This is a genomic window from Nocardia sp. FBN12 (assembly GCF_050320175.1).
In the GTDB taxonomy this organism is placed as follows: domain Bacteria; phylum Actinomycetota; class Actinomycetes; order Mycobacteriales; family Mycobacteriaceae; genus Nocardia.
The window spans coordinates 4,544,137-4,560,140 of record NZ_CP190048.1; the positions used below are offsets into that span (position 1 = coordinate 4,544,137).

Below are 16,004 nucleotides of genomic sequence, written 5' to 3' on the forward strand. Positions count from 1 at the left end.
GCACTGCCCCACCCACCAGAGTTGGTGGGTGGGGCAGTGCGGGATCGCTCTCCTAGCTCATCTCCCGCTCGACGAAGGCGGCGAAAGCGCGGGCAGGACGGCCGGTGACCTGCTCGACGGTATCGGTCACCCGGTCCTCCGCCCCGCCGCGAATGTCGTCGTCGAGGGCAGCGAGCATGCCGGCGAACTCTTCGGGAATGCCGAATTCGACTATCCGCGTCCGCAACTCCCCTGTCGACAGGTGGCGATGAACGACCGATCGCCCGATTCGCGCGCTGACGATCGCGGCTGCCTCGGCGTAGCTCAGCGCCGCCGGTCCAGTCAGAATATGTTCGCAGTTGTGCGGAACCGGATCCAGAAGTGCGTGTCCGGCGACCGCCGCGATATCGCCCGCGTCGACGAACGGAACACGGCCGTCGCCGGTAGCGGTGGCGATCTCGCCCGCGCGCACACCACGCGCGACCAGATGATCACCAGTGAAGTTCTGCATGAACCACGACGGCCGCAGCACCGCCCACTCGGGAACGCTCTCGCGCACGAGGTCGTAGAGGGCGCCCATTCCCTCCGCCGCCGCAGGCACCGCCGACGAACCGAGCAGTACTACTCGTCGAACACCGTGCGCGACAGCCTCGTCCAGGAACGGCCGCACGACGGCGGCCGGTTCCGCCACACCTACCGGGGCGATCAGGTAGACAGCCGACACCGCCCCGCCCAGAGCCGGTCCGTACGTGCCGGTCTCGCCCCATTCGAAGCGAACGTGAGCGGCCCTGTTCGGTGTGCGAGTCGCCATTCGCACGGTGGCGCCGCGATCGCTCAGCAAGGCCGCGACGCGGCTACCGGTCGTCCCGGTCGCGCCGGTGACCAGAACCTCAGACATCGGATCCGCCGAAGGCCGCGGTGAGCGCTGCGGAGCCACCCATCGCCTCGGCAGCGGCGAGCGGGCTCCAGTAATCCCGATAGCAATGAATCTCGTTGTCGTGCACGGTGATCACGGCGATGTAGCGCATCCGATAGGGAGAATCGGTCGCGACCACGACACCCGTGGCGTCGAACTCGGCGATCACCACCGCCGGGTCGACGGTCTGATGCACACGCCGCTCAGGAATTTCGCGAACATCCAGGATCGAGGGGTAGTCGCGCAGGTACTGCGCGATGGCAGTACGACCGCTCACTCGGTCCGGGTAGCCCGGCGCCGCGAACGGGAATTCCAGCACACCGTCCGCCGACCACAGACCCGCGAATCCTGCCATGTCTTTGGCGAGCAATAGGTCGAGAGCCCGGTCGACGAGTTCGAGTGGGGTCATCGAAACCTCCTGAAATACGGACGATACGGTACCGTCCCGACGCCAACGTACACGGGACGATACCGTCCCGTCCACCCGCTAAACTCTCCACATGACTCGTCGCACCCCGACCGGCGCCGCCGTGCTTCAGCCCGCGATCACCAAATCCATCACCGACGCCGTCCTCGTGGAGCTGGCCGAGCACGGGTACGCCCGGCTGTCCATGGAGGCAGTCGCCAAACGCGCAGGTGTGGGCAAGAGCGCGCTCTACCGACGATGGCCTTCCAAGCAGGACATGGCGATCGCGGTGGTCTCGGAACTGAGCGTAGGGCTGGCTCCAGCGCCCGACACCGGCTCGCTGCGCGGCGACGTGCGGGGAATCCTCGCCTCGATGCTGGAATGGTTGAGCCATCCGCTCTTCTTCCGCATATTGCCCGACCTGGTAGCTGAGATGGCACGCAACCCGGAGCTCGCCGCGGCGATCGAGGCCATGATCGGCATCCCGCGACGCGCCCGCGGCGCGGAGATCCTCCAGCGCGCCGTCGCCCGCGGCGAGCTGTCGCCCGGTCTCGATCTCGAAATCGCACTCGACGTCCTCGCCGGACCGCTCTACTGGCGACTGTCCGTCCGCCGAGGCCGACTCGAGCCCGGCTATCTCGACTCCCTCACAGAGGTGCTGTTGCGCGCCCTCGGCGCCGCAACGGACAACGGAGCACATCCGCAGCCCTAGACGAGATGGGCCCGGAGGCCTGACAGCGCGCGGAGGTCGCTTTCCTTCGCGCGTGACCAGCGCATAAAAAAAGCCCCAGGTCAGAGGGATTTCAATTCCTCTGACCTGGGGCCACTTGTAGCGGGGACAGGATTTGAACCTGCGACCTCTGGGTTATGAGCCCAGCGAGCTACCGAGCTGCTCCACCCCGCGTCGGTGTGAACACAACATTACACACAGGTGAGCGTGGGTGCCAAATCGCGAGGTCAGTGCGGGTTTTCTCGCCTGCGGGCACAATCTCCGACGGGCAACACCGCATCGCGAAGCCTTCGAATGTGGCAGTCATCACACATTTCAGCAATCGGACGAGTCGGTGCCGATTTTCGGTGAGCGGTGTCACTATTACCGCGTGATCCCGAACACATAACGAACCAATAACAGACCGACCGGAATCTAGGTATTCCCACCGGCTATGCAGCGTAAACCTTGAAAAGGCATCTGTTCCAACCATAGAATTCACCCGTTATCAAGATGTGATCGGTATCGATTCATTGGTTAGCGTCTTCTCCATGACTGAGACCCGGAAATTCAGCACCCGCGCCCTTGGCGTCGCCGCCATCGCCGGCGCCCTTGTTGCCGTTCCGTTCGGCCTCGCCACCGGCACCGCCTCCGCCGCCGCCTACAACTGGGACGGAGTCGCTGCGTGCGAGAGCGGCGGCAACTGGGGTATCAACACCGGCAATGGCTACTACGGCGGCCTGCAGTTCTCGCAGAGCACCTGGGCGGCCAACGGCGGCCAGGGCTCGGCGCACAACGCCAGCAAGGAAGAGCAGATCCGCGTCGCGGAGAACGTGCTCGCCAGCCAGGGCGTCGGCGCGTGGCCGCACTGCGGCCAGTACCTGCAGTCGGGCGCGTCCGAGCCCGAGGTCGTCGAGGAGCCCGCCGTCGAACTGCCGGTCCAGCTGCCCGCCCAGGCCAAGACCGATGTCCAGGTCGCCGTCGACCAGGCCAAGGCCGCCGGTCAGGCGCTGGCCGACCAGTACGGTGTCGCGGGCCAGTACCAGGACCTGCTCACCGCCAATGCTCCGCTGATCGCCTCGATCGGCGGCTGATCCACCGTTCCCCCTGCACAAGAAAGGCCCCGTCATCACGACGGGGCCTTTCTTGCCGTTCGGGTGGTTACCGGCCTGCGGCGTCCTGGTACGCCTTCATCGCGACGTCCAGTTCGTCGAGGGCCTTACCGTAATCGGTGAAGTTGCCGCTGCGCATCGCGGTGCGCACCGCCTCGATCTTGCGGCTGACCTCGGCGGCCGCGGCCTCCTGGGTCGGCGAAGTCGCGGACGGTGTGGTGCCCGGCTGCGGCGTCGTCCCGCCGGTAGGCGGCGTGACGGTGCCCTGGTCGACCGGTGGGGTCACTCCCGGCTTAGGCTTCACCGCCGGATCGCCACCGAACGGTGTCGCCAGCGAACCCGCACCCGGCATCACCTGATTCAGTGCCCCGGCCAATGTCGAGTCGTACCCGACCTTCACGCTGCCCGCCGCGTCGCGATAACTCACCAGTACGCGCAGCAGCTGCGGGAACGTCGACGAACCGGTGTTGCGTTCGTTGTAGAACGGTTCGACGTAGAGGATGCCGCCGTCGGCCACCGGCAGCGTGAGCAGGTTGCCGTAGCGGATCTTGTTCGAGTTCGACAGCAGGGTTTTCTCGCGCGACACCGCGTCGGCGGTGGTCATCGAGTTCTGTGTCTGCTGCGGGCCCTGGGTCTGGGAGTCGGTCGGCAACTGCAACACGGTGAACTTGCCGTAGTTCTCGGGATCGGAGCGCACCGAGATGTAGGCCGAGAGGAACTGCCGGTTGTAGCCGACCATCGCCGAGGTCAGGTTGAAGACCGGCTTGGTGGTCTTCGGATCGCCCAGCAGCACGTAGTACGGCGGCTGGTTGAACGTGCCGCCCTCGATCGTCGGATCACTTGGCACCGACCAGAACGCGTTGTTGGTGAAGAACTCACGCGGGTTGTCCACGTGGTACTTCGTCAACATGTCGCGCTGGACCTTGAACAGGTCCTCCGGGTAGCGGAAGTGCGCGCGCAGCTCGGGCGAGATCTCGCTCTGCGGCTTGACCGCGTCCGGGAAGACGCCTCGCCAGGCCTTGAGCACCGGGTCGGTGGTGTCGGTCTCGTACAGGGTGACGGTGCCGTCGTAGGCGTCGACGGTGGCCTTCACCGAGTTGCGGATGTAGCTGACCTCCTTGCGCGGGATCACGCGCCCGGTCTTCTTGTCGATGCTGTCCTCGACCGCGCCGTCGAGCGAGGTCGGCTGAGCGTAGGGGTACTTGTCGAGGGTGGTGTAGGCGTCGACGATCCACTTGATGCGGCCGTCGATCACCGCCGGGTAGGCGTTGCCGTCGGTGGTGAGCCACGGCGCGACCTTCTGCACCCGGTCGCGCGGACCACGGTTGAACAGGATCTTGGAGTCCTCGCTGATCGCGGAGGAGAACAAGATATTGCGCTCGGCGTACTTGGCCGCGAAGGCGAGCCGGTTGAACCAGTTCCCGATCGGCACGCCACCACTGCCGTCATAGGTGAACTGCGCCTCGTCGGAGTCGTATTCGCGCGGCGCCTGGCCCTCGGCGGTGCCGACGATGGCGTAGTCGGGATCGGTCTGGGCGATCAGCTCGCCGTAGTAGATGCGCGGCTGGTCGACCTTGATCTGCTGGTCCTCGACCTTGGTGAACAGGTCGCTCACCATGAACAGCGGATAACCCGAATCGCTGCCGCCCGCGGCACTCTGCGCCTCGGACTGCGGCTTGTTCACCCGGTTGGCGGGCGCGGCGACGAAGCCGTTGCCGTGGGTGTAGACGGTGTGCTGGTTGATCCAGTCCTTCTGGTTGCCCGACAGCGCGGCCGGATGCAGCTCGCGCGCGGCGACGATGTAGTCCTGCAGGTCACCGTTGAGGTTGTAGCGGTCGATGTCCAACGACTCGGGGAAGCCGTAGAAGTTCTTGCGCTGCTGCAGCTGAGTGAAGGTGGGCGAGAGGATATTCGGGTCGAGCAGCCGGGCGTTGCCGATGGTCGCGGCGTCGGCTGGAACCTCGAGCGGGCTCTTCGTGGAGCTGCCCTTGTAGTCCTGATATTCGACTTTGTCGTCGGTGATCCCGTACGCCTCGCGCGTGGCCTGGATATTGCGCTCGATGTACGGACTCTCCTTCTCGGCGGCGTTGGGGCGCACCGAGAACTGTTCGACCACCATCGGCCACACCGCACCGACCAGAATCGACGACAGCACCAACAGCGCCGCCGCCATCGCGGGGACCCGCAGATCGCGCAACACGATCCCGGCGAAGAACGCCATCGCGCAGATCACCGCGATCGACAGCAGGATCAGCTTGGCGGGCAGCACCGCGTTGATATCGGTGAACGAGGGACCACCGAACGTCGGCTCCTTGCGCGTGCTCGACAACAGGTCGTACCGGTCGAACCAATACGCCACCGCCTTGAGCAGCACGAAGATTCCGGCGATCACCGCGAGCTGCACGCGCGCAGCCCTGGTGAGGGTGCCTTCGCGCCCGGCCAGCCGCAGGCCGCCGAACACGTAGTGGGTCACCAGATTCGCGAAGAACGCGATCACCACGGCGACGAACAGCCAGTTCAGCACCATCCGGTAGAACGGCAGATCGAAGGTGTAGAAACCGATGTCGAGTCCGAACTGCGGGTCCTGCTGGCCGAACTCACCGCCGTGCAGGAACAGCTGCACCGTCGCCCAATTCGACTGCGCGACCAGCCCCGACAGCACGCCGAGCAGCACCGGGATGCCGACGCCGAACAGCCGCAGCTTGCTCATCACGGTCGTGCGGTAGCGCGCGATCGGGTCGTTGGGCCCGGCGACGGGCACGAACACCGGGCGCGATCGGTAGGCCAGCAGCAGCGCCGCCCAGACCACAAGGCCGACGAACAAGGCGACGATGACGAACAGGATCACCCGCGTCCACAACACGCCGAGATACACACTGCGATAACCGACCTCACCGAACCACAACCAATTGGTATAGGCGTCGGTGAAGCGGGGCCCGAGCAGCAACAGCGCCGCGAGGACGACTGCCGTCACCAGCAGCACACGGCTGCGTCGGGACAACGAAGGTAAGCCGGTGGGGGGCCGCATGCCCACGGTGCCACTCTCCATGCTCCGGCGGTTCCGCGCCGTGATCGGCGCAGTCACCGCAGTCCGAATGTTGCGGGGTGATCCGTTGCCGGACCGTTGGCGCCCACTCTACGGAAATCGGACACCGTGCAAGCGGCTGGGCCGAAAATGATTGGATGTGCGGGTGACCGAAGACGAGCACGCCGAAGTTCTCCTCGCCCGCTGTGTGCGCGAGGTCGTCGAGTTCGCCGACGCCGAGGGCTGGGGAAACCCGCCGCAGATGTTCGCGTTGGTGCCGACCGCCGACCTGGCCGCTGCCGAACCCGACCTGCAGGATCAGCTCGACGACGGCAGCGAGCTGACCCCTGTTGCCCAGGAAGCCTTTCCCGACGACATCACCGGCGGGTCGATGGCGTTGGACGAGTTCCTGGCCACCACCACCTGGCCGCCCGCGGTCGAGGGCTGCGTGCTGGTGCAGGAGATCGTGGTGCTGCCGCCCGATGCCGAGAGCGATCTCGACGAGGCGCTGGTACCGCTGCTCGCCGACGACGAAGCCGCGGACGCGGCCGGGCGCGCCGCCGCGCACGCGCATCCGGGCCGCCGCGACGCCCGGCTCATCGCGGGCGTATTGCGCCAGGGTGCCACCCTGGTTCTGCTCCAGATCCGCCCCGAGGACGACGACGGCTTCGGCGATCTCGACCTGCGCACCTACCCCAACCTGGCACCGGGCCTGGTCGAGGCCCTGCACCACACCTTGGAATGATCAACCCCGGTGTTCTCGGCGCGCCTGCGCCGATGGACTGACCGGAGGGTGCGACGAAGGAGCGCCCGTAGGGAGGGAAGAGGTGGAGTCAAGCGCCGAGAACCGCGGCACCAGCCGCAGAATATTCAGCAGCTGACGGGTTCGCGGCCCGCGTTGATCTCGGCCAGCGAGGTGATCGCGGTGTCGAGGGTGTCGACCTTCACCAGACGCAGGCCCTCGGGAGCGCGCTGACCGGCCTCGTTGCAGTTGTCGGCGGGGACGAGGAACGTTTCCGCGCCTGCTTCACGCGCCGCGATCATCTTGTACTGGATGCCACCGATCGGGCCGACCTTGCCGTCTTGGTCGATGGTGCCGGTGCCCGCGACGAACTTGCCGCCGTTGAGTTCGCCCGGCGAGAGCTTGTCGATCAGCGAGAGGCTGAACATCAGTCCCGCCGACGGTCCGCCGATATCGGCGAGGTTGAACTCGACCTGCAGCGGCGGACGGCCACCTTCGCCCGGCGTGATGCCGAGGTAGCCCTTGGCCTCGTCGCCGGGGCGAGGGGCGAGGGTGATCGGGGTGGTCTGCTCGGTGTCGCCGCGACGGTAGACGACGCTGATGGTCGTGCCGGGGCCCTTGGTGCCGACGATGTCGATCACATCCTTGGGCGTGGCGATCGGGGTGCCGTCGATGCTGATCAGCTCGTCGCCGACTTCCAGCACGCCCTTGGCCGGGCCCTCCTCACCGAGTCCGCGGACCAGCACGACGGTCGGCATCTTCAGATAGTGCAGCGCGGCGACCTCGGCATCGCTCTCGGAATCCTTGAAGTCCTGCTGATTGGACTTGTCGACCTCCTCGCGTGACACGCCGGGCGGATACACCTCGGCGCGCGGCACCAGACCGTGCTCGCCGCTGACCCAGAACCCGAACGCCTCGAACAGGTTCAGCCCGTCGCGCACCGAAACGGTCGTCATATTGAGCTGCCCGCTCGTGGGATCCAATGGCGCGCCGGTGACGTCGACCACCGGCTTACCCTCCACCTGGCCGAGGGTGTCGAAGGTGGGGCCGGGGCCAAGCGCGACGAACGGCACGGTGACCACGCTGCCGGCCACGCCGAGCACGAGTACGGGGACTAGGGCGACGATCAGGGTGAGGATCCGACGATTCACTCGGACCACAGTAGTGATCAACGACCGTGACCGACGGCAGTGGCACGCATTTGCGCGGGGGCGAAGCCGCGCGATTTCGCGATGCGCGAACACCGAAGCCCCAGGGGTCCCGCGTAACGTAAGAGGTATGAGCGATCTCCCCTTCGGCTTCTCGACCGGCGACGACGACGATTCCGGCAAGCGTCGCGACGAGGGCAACGGACCTGGCGGAAACGATCCGTTCGGGTTCGGCGCGGGCGGCGCCGGTGGTGCGGGCGGGTTCGATCCGTCGCAGCTGGGCCAGATGCTGAGCCAGCTCGGGCAGATGATCAGCGGCATGGGCCAGGGCATGGGCCCCGGCGGCTCGCAGTCCGGGCCGGTCAACTACGACGTCGCCAAGCGCCTCGCGCGCCAGCAGCTCGGCTCCACCATCGCCCCGATCGCCGCGAGCACCACCACCGCGGTGACCGATGCGGCGCACCTGGCCGAACTGTGGCTCGACGGCGCCACCGTGCTGCCCGCCGGCGCCACCAAGACGGTCGCGTGGACACCGAACGACTGGATCGAAGAGACGCTGCCCACCTGGAAGCGCCTGTGCGATCCGGTGGCCGAGCAGATCTCCGGCATGTGGACAGCGCAGTTGCCCGAGGAGGCCAAGCAGTTCGCCGGGCCGATGGTCGGCATGCTCGGCCAGATGGGCGGGCTGGCATTCGGTTCCCAGCTCGGTCAGGCGCTCGGCCAGCTGGCCAAGGAGGTACTGACCTCCACCGATGTCGGTCTGCCGCTCGGCCCGGCCGGTACCGCGGCGCTGCTGCCGACAGCGATCTCGGCGTTCAGCGAGGGGCTCGAGCAGCCCGAGAGCGAGATCATGGTGTTCCTGGCCGCCCGTGAGGCCGCCCACCAGCGGCTTTTCGCGCATGTGCCGTGGCTGCGTCAGCAGGTGCTCGGCGCCGTCGAGGACTACGCGCGCGGCATCAAGATGGACTTCTCCGCGATCGAGGAGGCCGCGCAGGGCATCGACCCGATGTCGCTGAGCGACCCGTCCAAGCTGGAGGAGCTGCTCTCCCAGGGCACGTTCGAACCGCAGACCACACCCGAGCAGAAGCAGGCACTCGAGCGCCTGGAGACCCTGCTGGCGCTGATCGAGGGCTGGGTCGACGTCGTGGTCGCCGACGCGGTGGGTGAGCGCCTGCCCGGCGCGAACGCGCTGTCGGAGACGCTGCGCCGCCGCCGGGCGACCGGTGGACCCGCCGAGCAGACCTTCGCCACGCTCGTCGGGCTGGAGTTGCGACCACGCAAGGTTCGGGAGGCGTCGGCGCTGTGGCGGCGGCTGACCACCGATGCGGGGATGGAGCGGCGCGACAAGGTGTGGGAGCACCCCGACCTGCTGCCCGACTCCACCGACCTCGACTCTCCTGCCGGGTTCATCGACTCGGTGATCGGCGGCGGCACAGGCGCTTTCGACGACCCGATGGCCCAGCTGGCCGAGACCGAGGCGCGTGAGCGTGACGCCGCCAAGCTCGACAAGGCCGATTCCGACGAAACCCCGCGTGACGAGGGCGATTCCGACCCGGATTCCGGCGCGGGCAAGTCCTGATCGGCGCCGCCACCGAGGTCGGTGAGAAAACTTCCGATCTCGGTGGCGCAACACGGTCGCGCGGCTAACGATCGTCCGGAATCAGTGCGCTGACCCGCCGTACACAGGCTGTTCACAGTTCGAAGACGGCGGTCCGACACGCCGAAAGCCTGTGGATAACTACGCTTTCGGCGCAGGTCGCGGTGGGTCCGGGTGCCGATACTTCTGGCATGACGACCACCTCTCCACTGCGCGGGCCGATGCTCCACCCGCGAGTGACCACCCTGGTTCGCCCGTCCGGCACGGTCCAGCTCGGCTGGGACCCCGAACGCGCGCTGCTCCTGGAAACCACCGACCACGACACCGGGACCGTGCTCGCCTTTCTGCGGCTGCTCGACGGCTTGCAGTCGCGGCCCCAGATCATCTGGCGCGCGGGCGAATTCGGGATCAGCCCCGACCGCACCATGGGCATGCTCACCGCGATCGAACGCGCGGGCCTGCTGCTCGAACCCGAACCCAAACTGGGCAAGATCCGCGGCATCACGGTGCACGGCCTCGGCCCGCTCTCCGATGCCGTGGCGATCGGATTGCGGCGCATGGGTTTTCGCCCTACCCGCTCGCGCGAGTATCGGCCAGACACTCCGGTCGGTGCCGCCACCGGCGATCTGGTGGTGCTCACCGACGCATTGATGATCGACCCCGGACTTTCGGTGGATCTGGTGCTGCGCCGGGTGCCGCACCTGCAGGTGCGGGTCCGCGACGGGGTCGGCGTCGTCGGACCGCTGGTATTGCCCGGCGAGACGAGCTGCCTGCGCTGTGCCGATCTGACCCGGGCCGGATTCGATACCGACTGGCCGCATCTGGCCGCCCAGCTACTCGGCCGCACCGGGCACGCCTCGCCCGCAGGCATCGCGGCCACGACCGCGCTGGCGCTCGGCGAACTCGAGGCGATCATCGCCTGCTCACCACGGCGGGCACCGCGCACCCTCGACGCCACCGTGGAACTGGATCTCGACACCCACGAGATCCAGCGTCGACCGTGGCTACCGCATCAGGACTGCGGCTGCCGGAACATGACCGCCCGCGCACCGGGGACCGCACGGTGACATGCGTCGCATCGACGGGTGTGAGCATTCTTATGGCACACACCCCGCGGGTTCGGCCATGATGGGTAGCGTGTCCGAGATCGTGCGCCGCAGTACCAGCCGCAACGCCAAGATGGCCAAGATTCCGCTCGGCATCGCCGGACGAGCCGCAGTCGGGTTCGGTAAGAAGCTCGTCGGTGGTGACAAGAAGCAGATCAACGCGAATCTGAACCAGAAGGCCGCCGAGCAGCTGTTCACCGTGCTCGGCGAGCTCAAGGGCGGCGCGATGAAGTTCGGGCAGGCGCTGAGCGTGATGGAGGCCGCCGTCCCGGAGGAATTCGGTGAGCACTACCGCGAGGCGCTCACCAAGCTGCAGGCCGCGGCACCGCCGATGCCCGCCGAGACGGTGCATCGCGTGCTCGACCAGCAACTAGGCACCAAGTGGCGGGAGCGTTTCACCTCCTTCGACGACACCCCGGCCGCCTCGGCCAGCATCGGTCAGGTCCACCGCGCCGTGTGGTCCGACGGACGCGCGGTGGCGGTGAAGGTGCAGTACCCCGGCGCCGACGACGCGCTGCGCGCTGATCTGAAAACGCTCTCCCGGATGACCGGACTGCTCTCCTCGGTGATCCCCGGCGCCGATGTGAAGCCGCTGCTCGCCGAGATCACCGAGCGCACGGAGGAAGAACTCGACTACCGCATCGAGGCCGCCAATCAGCGCCGGTTCGCCGCCGCGTTCGACGGGCACCCCACCATCGCGGTCCCGAAGGTGGTGGCGGGTTCCCCGAAGGTGATCGTCACCGAATGGCTGGACGGCACGCCGGTGTCCGCGCTGATCAAGGCAGGTGCCGAGGATCCAGCGGGCACGCTGGCGCAGCGCAACCGGATCGCCGAGCTGATGGGGATCTTCCATTTCAGCTCGCCCGAACTGGTCGGCCTGCTGCACGGCGACCCGCACCCCGGCAATTTCCTGGTGCGGGCCGACGGCACCCTGGCGGTGCTCGACTTCGGGGCCTGCGCGCCGATGCCCGACGGCTTCCCGGAGATTCTGGGCCGAATGCTGGCCCTGGCCGTCGCTGACGAGCACGCCGCGCTCACCGAACTGCTCTACGAGCACGGCTGGGTCATTCCGGGGCGGAAGGTGACCCACGAGGAGATCGAGGCGTACCTGCGCCCGTTCAGCGACCCGATTCGCACCGACACGTTCCACTTCACCCGCACGTGGATGCAGCGGGTGGCGGGCAAGGCCTCCGAGTTCTCCAGCCCGGAGATGAAAACCGCTCGCGCCCTGCAACTCCCGGCCGAGTACCTGACCGTCTTCCGGGTGCTCGGCGGCTCGGTCGGCATCCTGGCGCAGCTCGACGCGGAACTCGGCTTCATGAACCTGGTTCGCACCTGGGTGCCGGGCTTCCGCGCCGAACAAGCTTCGTAGGCGTCCACCTCGATCGAGGCGATCGCCGAGTCGGGCGGGGACCGATCCCGGGTCCGCGCAAGGTCTTCGGCGAACGCCCGATCCTAGGCCGGTGGCGTCTGCTGGGCGGGTGACTCCGCACTGTCCGTTCCCTTGTCCACGGCGATCGCGACCTGCGCGCCCTGGAATTCACCGGCGGTACCGACCGTGGTGACCGCGATTTCGTCCACCGATCCGACGAGATCATCCACGTGACCCGCGGCCGGATCTCGCTGATCGCCGACGACACCGCACACGAGCTCAGCGCCGGCGACACCTACTACTGCCGCGCGGGCGAGAAGCACAGGTGGTGGGCGCACTCCCCGCACACCACCACGCTGGTCCTCGCCGTCGCCGACGGGCGCACCGTGAAGCGCACCTCCCGCCTATGACAAAACGAACCGCTCACCATGACGAGGTGAGCGGTTCGCTTGCGGTACAACCCTTTTCCCGGGTTCATGCCATGATCGCGACCTTGCGCGGGCGACCACGGGGACGCTTGCGGGCGATCACGACACCCTGGTCGAAGATCTCACCGCCCCACACGCCCCACGGCTCGCCGCGGTCGATGGCCGCCGTCAGGCAGGTCTTGCGGATCGGGCAGGCAGCGCACAGTTCCTTGGCCTGCTCGAGATCGGTGGGGCTCTCGGCGAACCACAGATCGGGGTTTCCGCCCCTACAGGGCAGAGTCTTGGTGACCTCACGGACGCGAGGGGTCTGCGCCACGGTTCGGCATGTCACGTCAGTAGTGGCCGTCGGCCAGTCCTGGGCGGTGAACACGTCGTTCTCCTTCAGCTCGTTTGCAGCGGTCGAATGTTCGGTGTGCGAACCCGGTGCCTACGGCTGAGGAGCCGAAATAAATATGGCCACGGATTTCGCTTCTCGCGATCCGTGGCCAGGAGGTGTGGGAGGTTTCCCTACCTACTTCGACATTTCTGTCGATTCCTGATCACGGTCGCTGGGTGGACGCGGAGGCGGATTGCACCGACGAACGCCGGTGCGTAACCGGCTTCGTCGGCGGGTGCTGCCGGTGCCGGAACGGCGGTCGGCTGCCAACCCACGCTGGGCTTGTCCTGGAGGAGATGAATCGAAGTTTTGGCATCGCCGCCGGACAGGCCGGTCCCCTGCAGAGCGAGGACCCCCCGGGAGGCGGACATGACAAAGTCGTTCACCAGGACGCGATTGGTCATCGCCTCGAACGTGGTGTTCGTATTCGTGTTCATGTGTCTGCCTCCCTCCTGAACTCGTGTGTGAACAATTACCGCGCACCGGGATCACTCTCGGTGCGTGTTCTCCACCATAGGCAATGATCGAGAACCTAACAACTTATTTTCTACCTGGGGTTTTGTGCCGTTGCTCGCAAACGTGAGGCAACGATGGCGAGCACGTCGGCACCGTAGTCCTTGATCTTCTGCGGGCCGATCCCGGCGATGGCCGCGAGCGCGGCGTCGTCGGCGGGCAGCTGTTCGGCGATCGCGGTGAGGGTGGTGTCGGTGAACACCACGAAGTCGCGCCTGCGCAGGGCTTCGGCCTTCTCGGCTCGCCATTCCCTCAGTGCCTCGAGCAATTGCGGGTCGGCTTCGCCCGGACAACGCTTGCAGCGGCCGAGCATGGTGGCGTAGGTGCCGAGCAGTGGCTTGAGGCACACGCGGCAGAGCGGGCGCTGGGACTCGGCCGATCTCGGGACCTCGGCGGCGACGCGGGTGGCCGGGGAACTGTCCGGAATCAGCCCGGTGAGGAACCGCGAGCGGGTGACCGGGCGCGAGTCGCCACCGGCTTGGAGCCGTCGCTGGGTCCACGACAGACTCAGATGTTCGCGTGCCCGCGTGACCCCGACGTAGAGCAGCCGCCGCTCCTCTTCCAGGCCCGCCTCGTCGACGGATCCGCTCTTCTTGCCGAGCACGTGGAAGATCGGCAGCGTGCCGTCGGTGAGCCCGGCCAGGAACACCGCGTCCCATTCCAGACCCTTCGCCGCGTGCAGCGAGGCCAGGGTGACACCGTCGACGGTGGGCGGATGTTTGGCCTCGGCGCGGGTCGCGAGCTCGCGCAGCAGCGAGGTGAGGTCCAGCTCGTCGTCGTGGCTGACCAGCTCCTCGGTGAGCTGCACCAGCGCCAGCAGCGAGGACCAGCGTTCCTTCGCCTGCGCACCGGCCGGCTCCTCCGCGGTGAGCCCGACCGGCGCCAGCGCGGCCCGCACCAGCGAGATCAGCGACGAACCACTGCGCGCCTCGTCGGGCAGGTCGTCGCGCGCGTCGGCCTGACGCAACGCCGAGATCGCCTGCCGCACCTCCTGCCGGTGGAAGAACCCCTCGCCACCGCGCACCTGGAACGGGATGGCCCGCTCGCCGAGCACCTGTTCGAACGGTTCCGAGAGCGCGTTGGTCCGGTACAGCACCGCGATTTCCGACGCGGGCGTCCCGTCGGCGATCAGCTTCTGGATCCGCCCCGCGACAGCGACGGCCTCGGCCCTCGCATCGGCGTACTCGGCGAATTCCGGTTCGGGACCGTCCGGCCGCTGGCCGATCAGGGCCAGCCGGGTGCCCGCGATGCGTCCGCGCGCGGCACCGATGACCTGGTTGGCCAGCGACACCACCTGCGGTGTCGACCGGTAGTCGCGTTCGAGCCGCACCACGGTGGCGTCGGGGAAGCGCCGGGAGAAATCGAGCAGGTAGGACGGGGTGGCGCCGGTGAACGAGTAGATGGTTTGGTTCGCGTCACCGACGACGGTGAGGTCGTCGCGCTCGCCCAGCCACGCGTCGAGTACCCGCTGCTGCAGCGGCGTGACGTCCTGGTATTCGTCGACGACGAAACTGCGGTAGCGACCCCGGAATTCGTCGGCGACGGACGGGTAGTCCTCGAGCGCGGCCGCGGTGTGCAGGAGCAGGTCGTCGAAGTCGAGCAGCAGCCCGTCGGCGGAGGCCTTCGCGGATTCGTAGCCCTGATACACCTCTGCCACCTTGGCCACGTCTACCGGCGCGTCGCGATGGTGCCGGGCGGCCGCGGCCGGATAGTCCTCCGGCGCGATCAGTGAGGCCTTGGCCCATTCGATCTCGCTGAGCAGGTCACGCACCATTTCGGTCGAGGCGCGCAGGCCCGCCCGTTGCGCGGCCTGCGAGACCACCGGGAACTTGCTGTCGAGCAATCGCCACGGCACGTCACCCACCACCTGCGGCCAGAAATACCGCAGTTGCCGCAGCGCCGCGGCGTGGAAGGTGCGCGCCTGCACCTGGCCCGCGTCGCCCCCGAGGCCCATCGTGCGCAACCGGTTGCGCATCTCCCCCGCCGCCCGTGCCGTGAAGGTGACGGCGAGCACCTGGTCGGCCTTCACATGCCCGCCCGCGATCAGGTGCGCGATCCGATGCGTGATCGTCCTGGTCTTGCCGGTCCCCGCACCTGCGAGAACGCACACCGGCCCCCGTGGTGCCCGCACCGCGGCGGCCTGTTCCGGGTCGAGGGCGGTGAGATCGAGTACTGGCACGCGCACCATCATGACAGCGCCCCCCGACAACTTACGGCGACGCCCGCCGAATCCGTCGCGACGATCCGGCGGAGCCGTGCCGGAGTGGCCAAGGAACACAACGTCACCCTGCGACGTTGCACATCGCGTGACTGAAGCAACCACAGATCTGACGATGTACTCGACCACGTGGTGCGGCTACTGCCGGCGCCTGCGGACCCAGCTCGACGAGGCCGGTATCACCTACACGGTGATCGACATCGAGGACGATCCCGCTTCGGCCGAGTTCGTCGGCAGCGTCAACAACGGCAACCATGTCGTGCCGACGATCAAGTATCGCGACGGCTCCACCGCGACCAACCCGTCGCTGGCCGCGGTCAAGCAGGCATTGGCCGCCCAGCAGGCCTGATTCGCCGA

Annotated in this window: 16 protein-coding genes and 1 tRNA gene; 8 read left to right on the plus strand and 9 right to left on the minus strand. The window is 67.4% G+C overall.

The window, feature by feature from the left end; genetic code table 11:
- Positions 1 to 52: 52 nt before the first annotated feature.
- Entirely contained in the window at positions 53 to 877 is an 825-nt protein-coding gene (locus ACQHI0_RS21570; protein ID WP_427903654.1) for an NAD(P)H-binding protein, read from the minus strand.
- Positions 870 to 1,304, minus strand: a complete 435-nt coding sequence (locus ACQHI0_RS21575; protein WP_427903655.1) for a nuclear transport factor 2 family protein — start codon at positions 1,302 to 1,304, stop codon at positions 870 to 872. Before ACQHI0_RS21575 ends, ACQHI0_RS21570 begins: the two co-directional genes overlap by 8 nt.
- Before the next feature lie 91 nt (positions 1,305 to 1,395).
- On the opposite strand from ACQHI0_RS21575, the gene ACQHI0_RS21580 reads away from it, so the two are divergent.
- On the plus strand, positions 1,396 to 2,013 hold the full coding sequence (locus ACQHI0_RS21580) for a TetR/AcrR family transcriptional regulator (protein ID WP_427903656.1): 618 nt from the start codon (positions 1,396 to 1,398) through the stop codon (positions 2,011 to 2,013).
- A 118-nt stretch (positions 2,014 to 2,131) separates the two neighbouring features.
- On the opposite strand, the gene ACQHI0_RS21585 is transcribed toward ACQHI0_RS21580, so the two are convergent.
- Positions 2,132 to 2,205: transfer RNA gene (locus tag ACQHI0_RS21585), tRNA-Met, on the minus strand.
- A 356-nt stretch (positions 2,206 to 2,561) separates the two neighbouring features.
- On the opposite strand from ACQHI0_RS21585, the gene ACQHI0_RS21590 reads away from it, so the two are divergent.
- Entirely contained in the window at positions 2,562 to 3,104 is a 543-nt protein-coding gene (locus ACQHI0_RS21590) for a transglycosylase family protein (RefSeq protein ID WP_427903657.1), read from the plus strand.
- A 67-nt stretch (positions 3,105 to 3,171) separates the two neighbouring features.
- Here the strand turns inward: ACQHI0_RS21590 and ACQHI0_RS21595 are convergent, their stop codons facing one another.
- Positions 3,172 to 6,156 carry a UPF0182 family protein gene (locus ACQHI0_RS21595; protein ID WP_427903658.1) on the minus strand — a complete coding sequence of 995 codons (2,985 nt, stop codon included), beginning with the start codon at positions 6,154 to 6,156 and terminating at the stop codon, positions 3,172 to 3,174.
- Positions 6,157 to 6,313: 157 nt separating this feature from the next.
- Between ACQHI0_RS21595 and ACQHI0_RS21600 the strand changes: the two genes are divergently transcribed.
- On the plus strand, positions 6,314 to 6,892 hold the full coding sequence (locus ACQHI0_RS21600) for a PPA1309 family protein (protein ID WP_427903659.1): 579 nt from the start codon (positions 6,314 to 6,316) through the stop codon (positions 6,890 to 6,892).
- A 125-nt stretch (positions 6,893 to 7,017) separates the two neighbouring features.
- Here the strand turns inward: ACQHI0_RS21600 and ACQHI0_RS21605 are convergent, their stop codons facing one another.
- Positions 7,018 to 8,040: a YlbL family protein gene (locus tag ACQHI0_RS21605; RefSeq protein WP_427903660.1), complete on the minus strand. Its 1,023-nt coding sequence runs from the start codon at positions 8,038 to 8,040 to the stop codon at positions 7,018 to 7,020.
- A gap of 127 nt (positions 8,041 to 8,167) precedes the next feature.
- On the opposite strand from ACQHI0_RS21605, the gene ACQHI0_RS21610 reads away from it, so the two are divergent.
- The 3 genes from ACQHI0_RS21610 to ACQHI0_RS21620 all read left to right on the plus strand — a co-directional run bounded on the left by ACQHI0_RS21610 (position 8,168) and on the right by ACQHI0_RS21620 (position 12,112).
- On the plus strand, positions 8,168 to 9,616 hold the full coding sequence (locus ACQHI0_RS21610; protein ID WP_427903661.1) for a zinc-dependent metalloprotease: 1,449 nt from the start codon (positions 8,168 to 8,170) through the stop codon (positions 9,614 to 9,616).
- 209 nt (positions 9,617 to 9,825) lie between these two features.
- The gene (locus ACQHI0_RS21615; RefSeq protein ID WP_427903662.1) at positions 9,826 to 10,701 is read left to right on the plus strand and encodes a TOMM precursor leader peptide-binding protein; all 876 of its coding nucleotides are present in this window, start codon (positions 9,826 to 9,828) and stop codon (positions 10,699 to 10,701) included.
- A gap of 61 nt (positions 10,702 to 10,762) precedes the next feature.
- Positions 10,763 to 12,112, plus strand: a complete 1,350-nt coding sequence (locus ACQHI0_RS21620) for an ABC1 kinase family protein (protein ID WP_427909245.1) — start codon at positions 10,763 to 10,765, stop codon at positions 12,110 to 12,112.
- 83 nt (positions 12,113 to 12,195) lie between these two features.
- On the opposite strand, the gene ACQHI0_RS21625 is transcribed toward ACQHI0_RS21620, so the two are convergent.
- Positions 12,196 to 12,321 (minus strand): hypothetical protein, encoded by a 126-nt coding sequence (locus ACQHI0_RS21625; RefSeq protein ID WP_427903663.1) that lies wholly within the window; start codon positions 12,319 to 12,321, stop codon positions 12,196 to 12,198.
- Positions 12,322 to 12,342: 21 nt separating this feature from the next.
- Here ACQHI0_RS21625 and ACQHI0_RS21630 point away from each other — a divergent pair, with 21 nt between their 5' ends.
- Positions 12,343 to 12,522 (plus strand): cupin domain-containing protein, encoded by a 180-nt coding sequence (locus ACQHI0_RS21630; RefSeq protein ID WP_427903664.1) that lies wholly within the window; start codon positions 12,343 to 12,345, stop codon positions 12,520 to 12,522.
- Between the two features lie 64 nt (positions 12,523 to 12,586).
- Here ACQHI0_RS21630 and ACQHI0_RS21635 read toward each other — a convergent pair whose 3' ends face one another.
- The 3 genes from ACQHI0_RS21635 to ACQHI0_RS21645 all read right to left on the minus strand — a co-directional run bounded on the left by ACQHI0_RS21635 (position 12,587) and on the right by ACQHI0_RS21645 (position 15,620).
- Entirely contained in the window at positions 12,587 to 12,910 is a 324-nt protein-coding gene (locus ACQHI0_RS21635; protein ID WP_427903665.1) for a WhiB family transcriptional regulator, read from the minus strand.
- Positions 12,911 to 13,047: 137 nt separating this feature from the next.
- Positions 13,048 to 13,353 (minus strand): hypothetical protein, encoded by a 306-nt coding sequence (locus ACQHI0_RS21640; RefSeq protein WP_427903666.1) that lies wholly within the window; start codon positions 13,351 to 13,353, stop codon positions 13,048 to 13,050.
- A 110-nt stretch (positions 13,354 to 13,463) separates the two neighbouring features.
- Positions 13,464 to 15,620, minus strand: a complete 2,157-nt coding sequence (locus ACQHI0_RS21645) for an ATP-dependent DNA helicase UvrD2 (protein WP_427903667.1) — start codon at positions 15,618 to 15,620, stop codon at positions 13,464 to 13,466.
- A gap of 142 nt (positions 15,621 to 15,762) precedes the next feature.
- On the opposite strand from ACQHI0_RS21645, the gene ACQHI0_RS21650 reads away from it, so the two are divergent.
- A complete protein-coding gene (locus ACQHI0_RS21650) occupies positions 15,763 to 15,996 on the plus strand; it encodes a mycoredoxin (RefSeq protein ID WP_056812750.1) in 234 nt (77 codons plus the stop codon).
- Positions 15,997 to 16,004 lie beyond the last annotated feature (8 nt).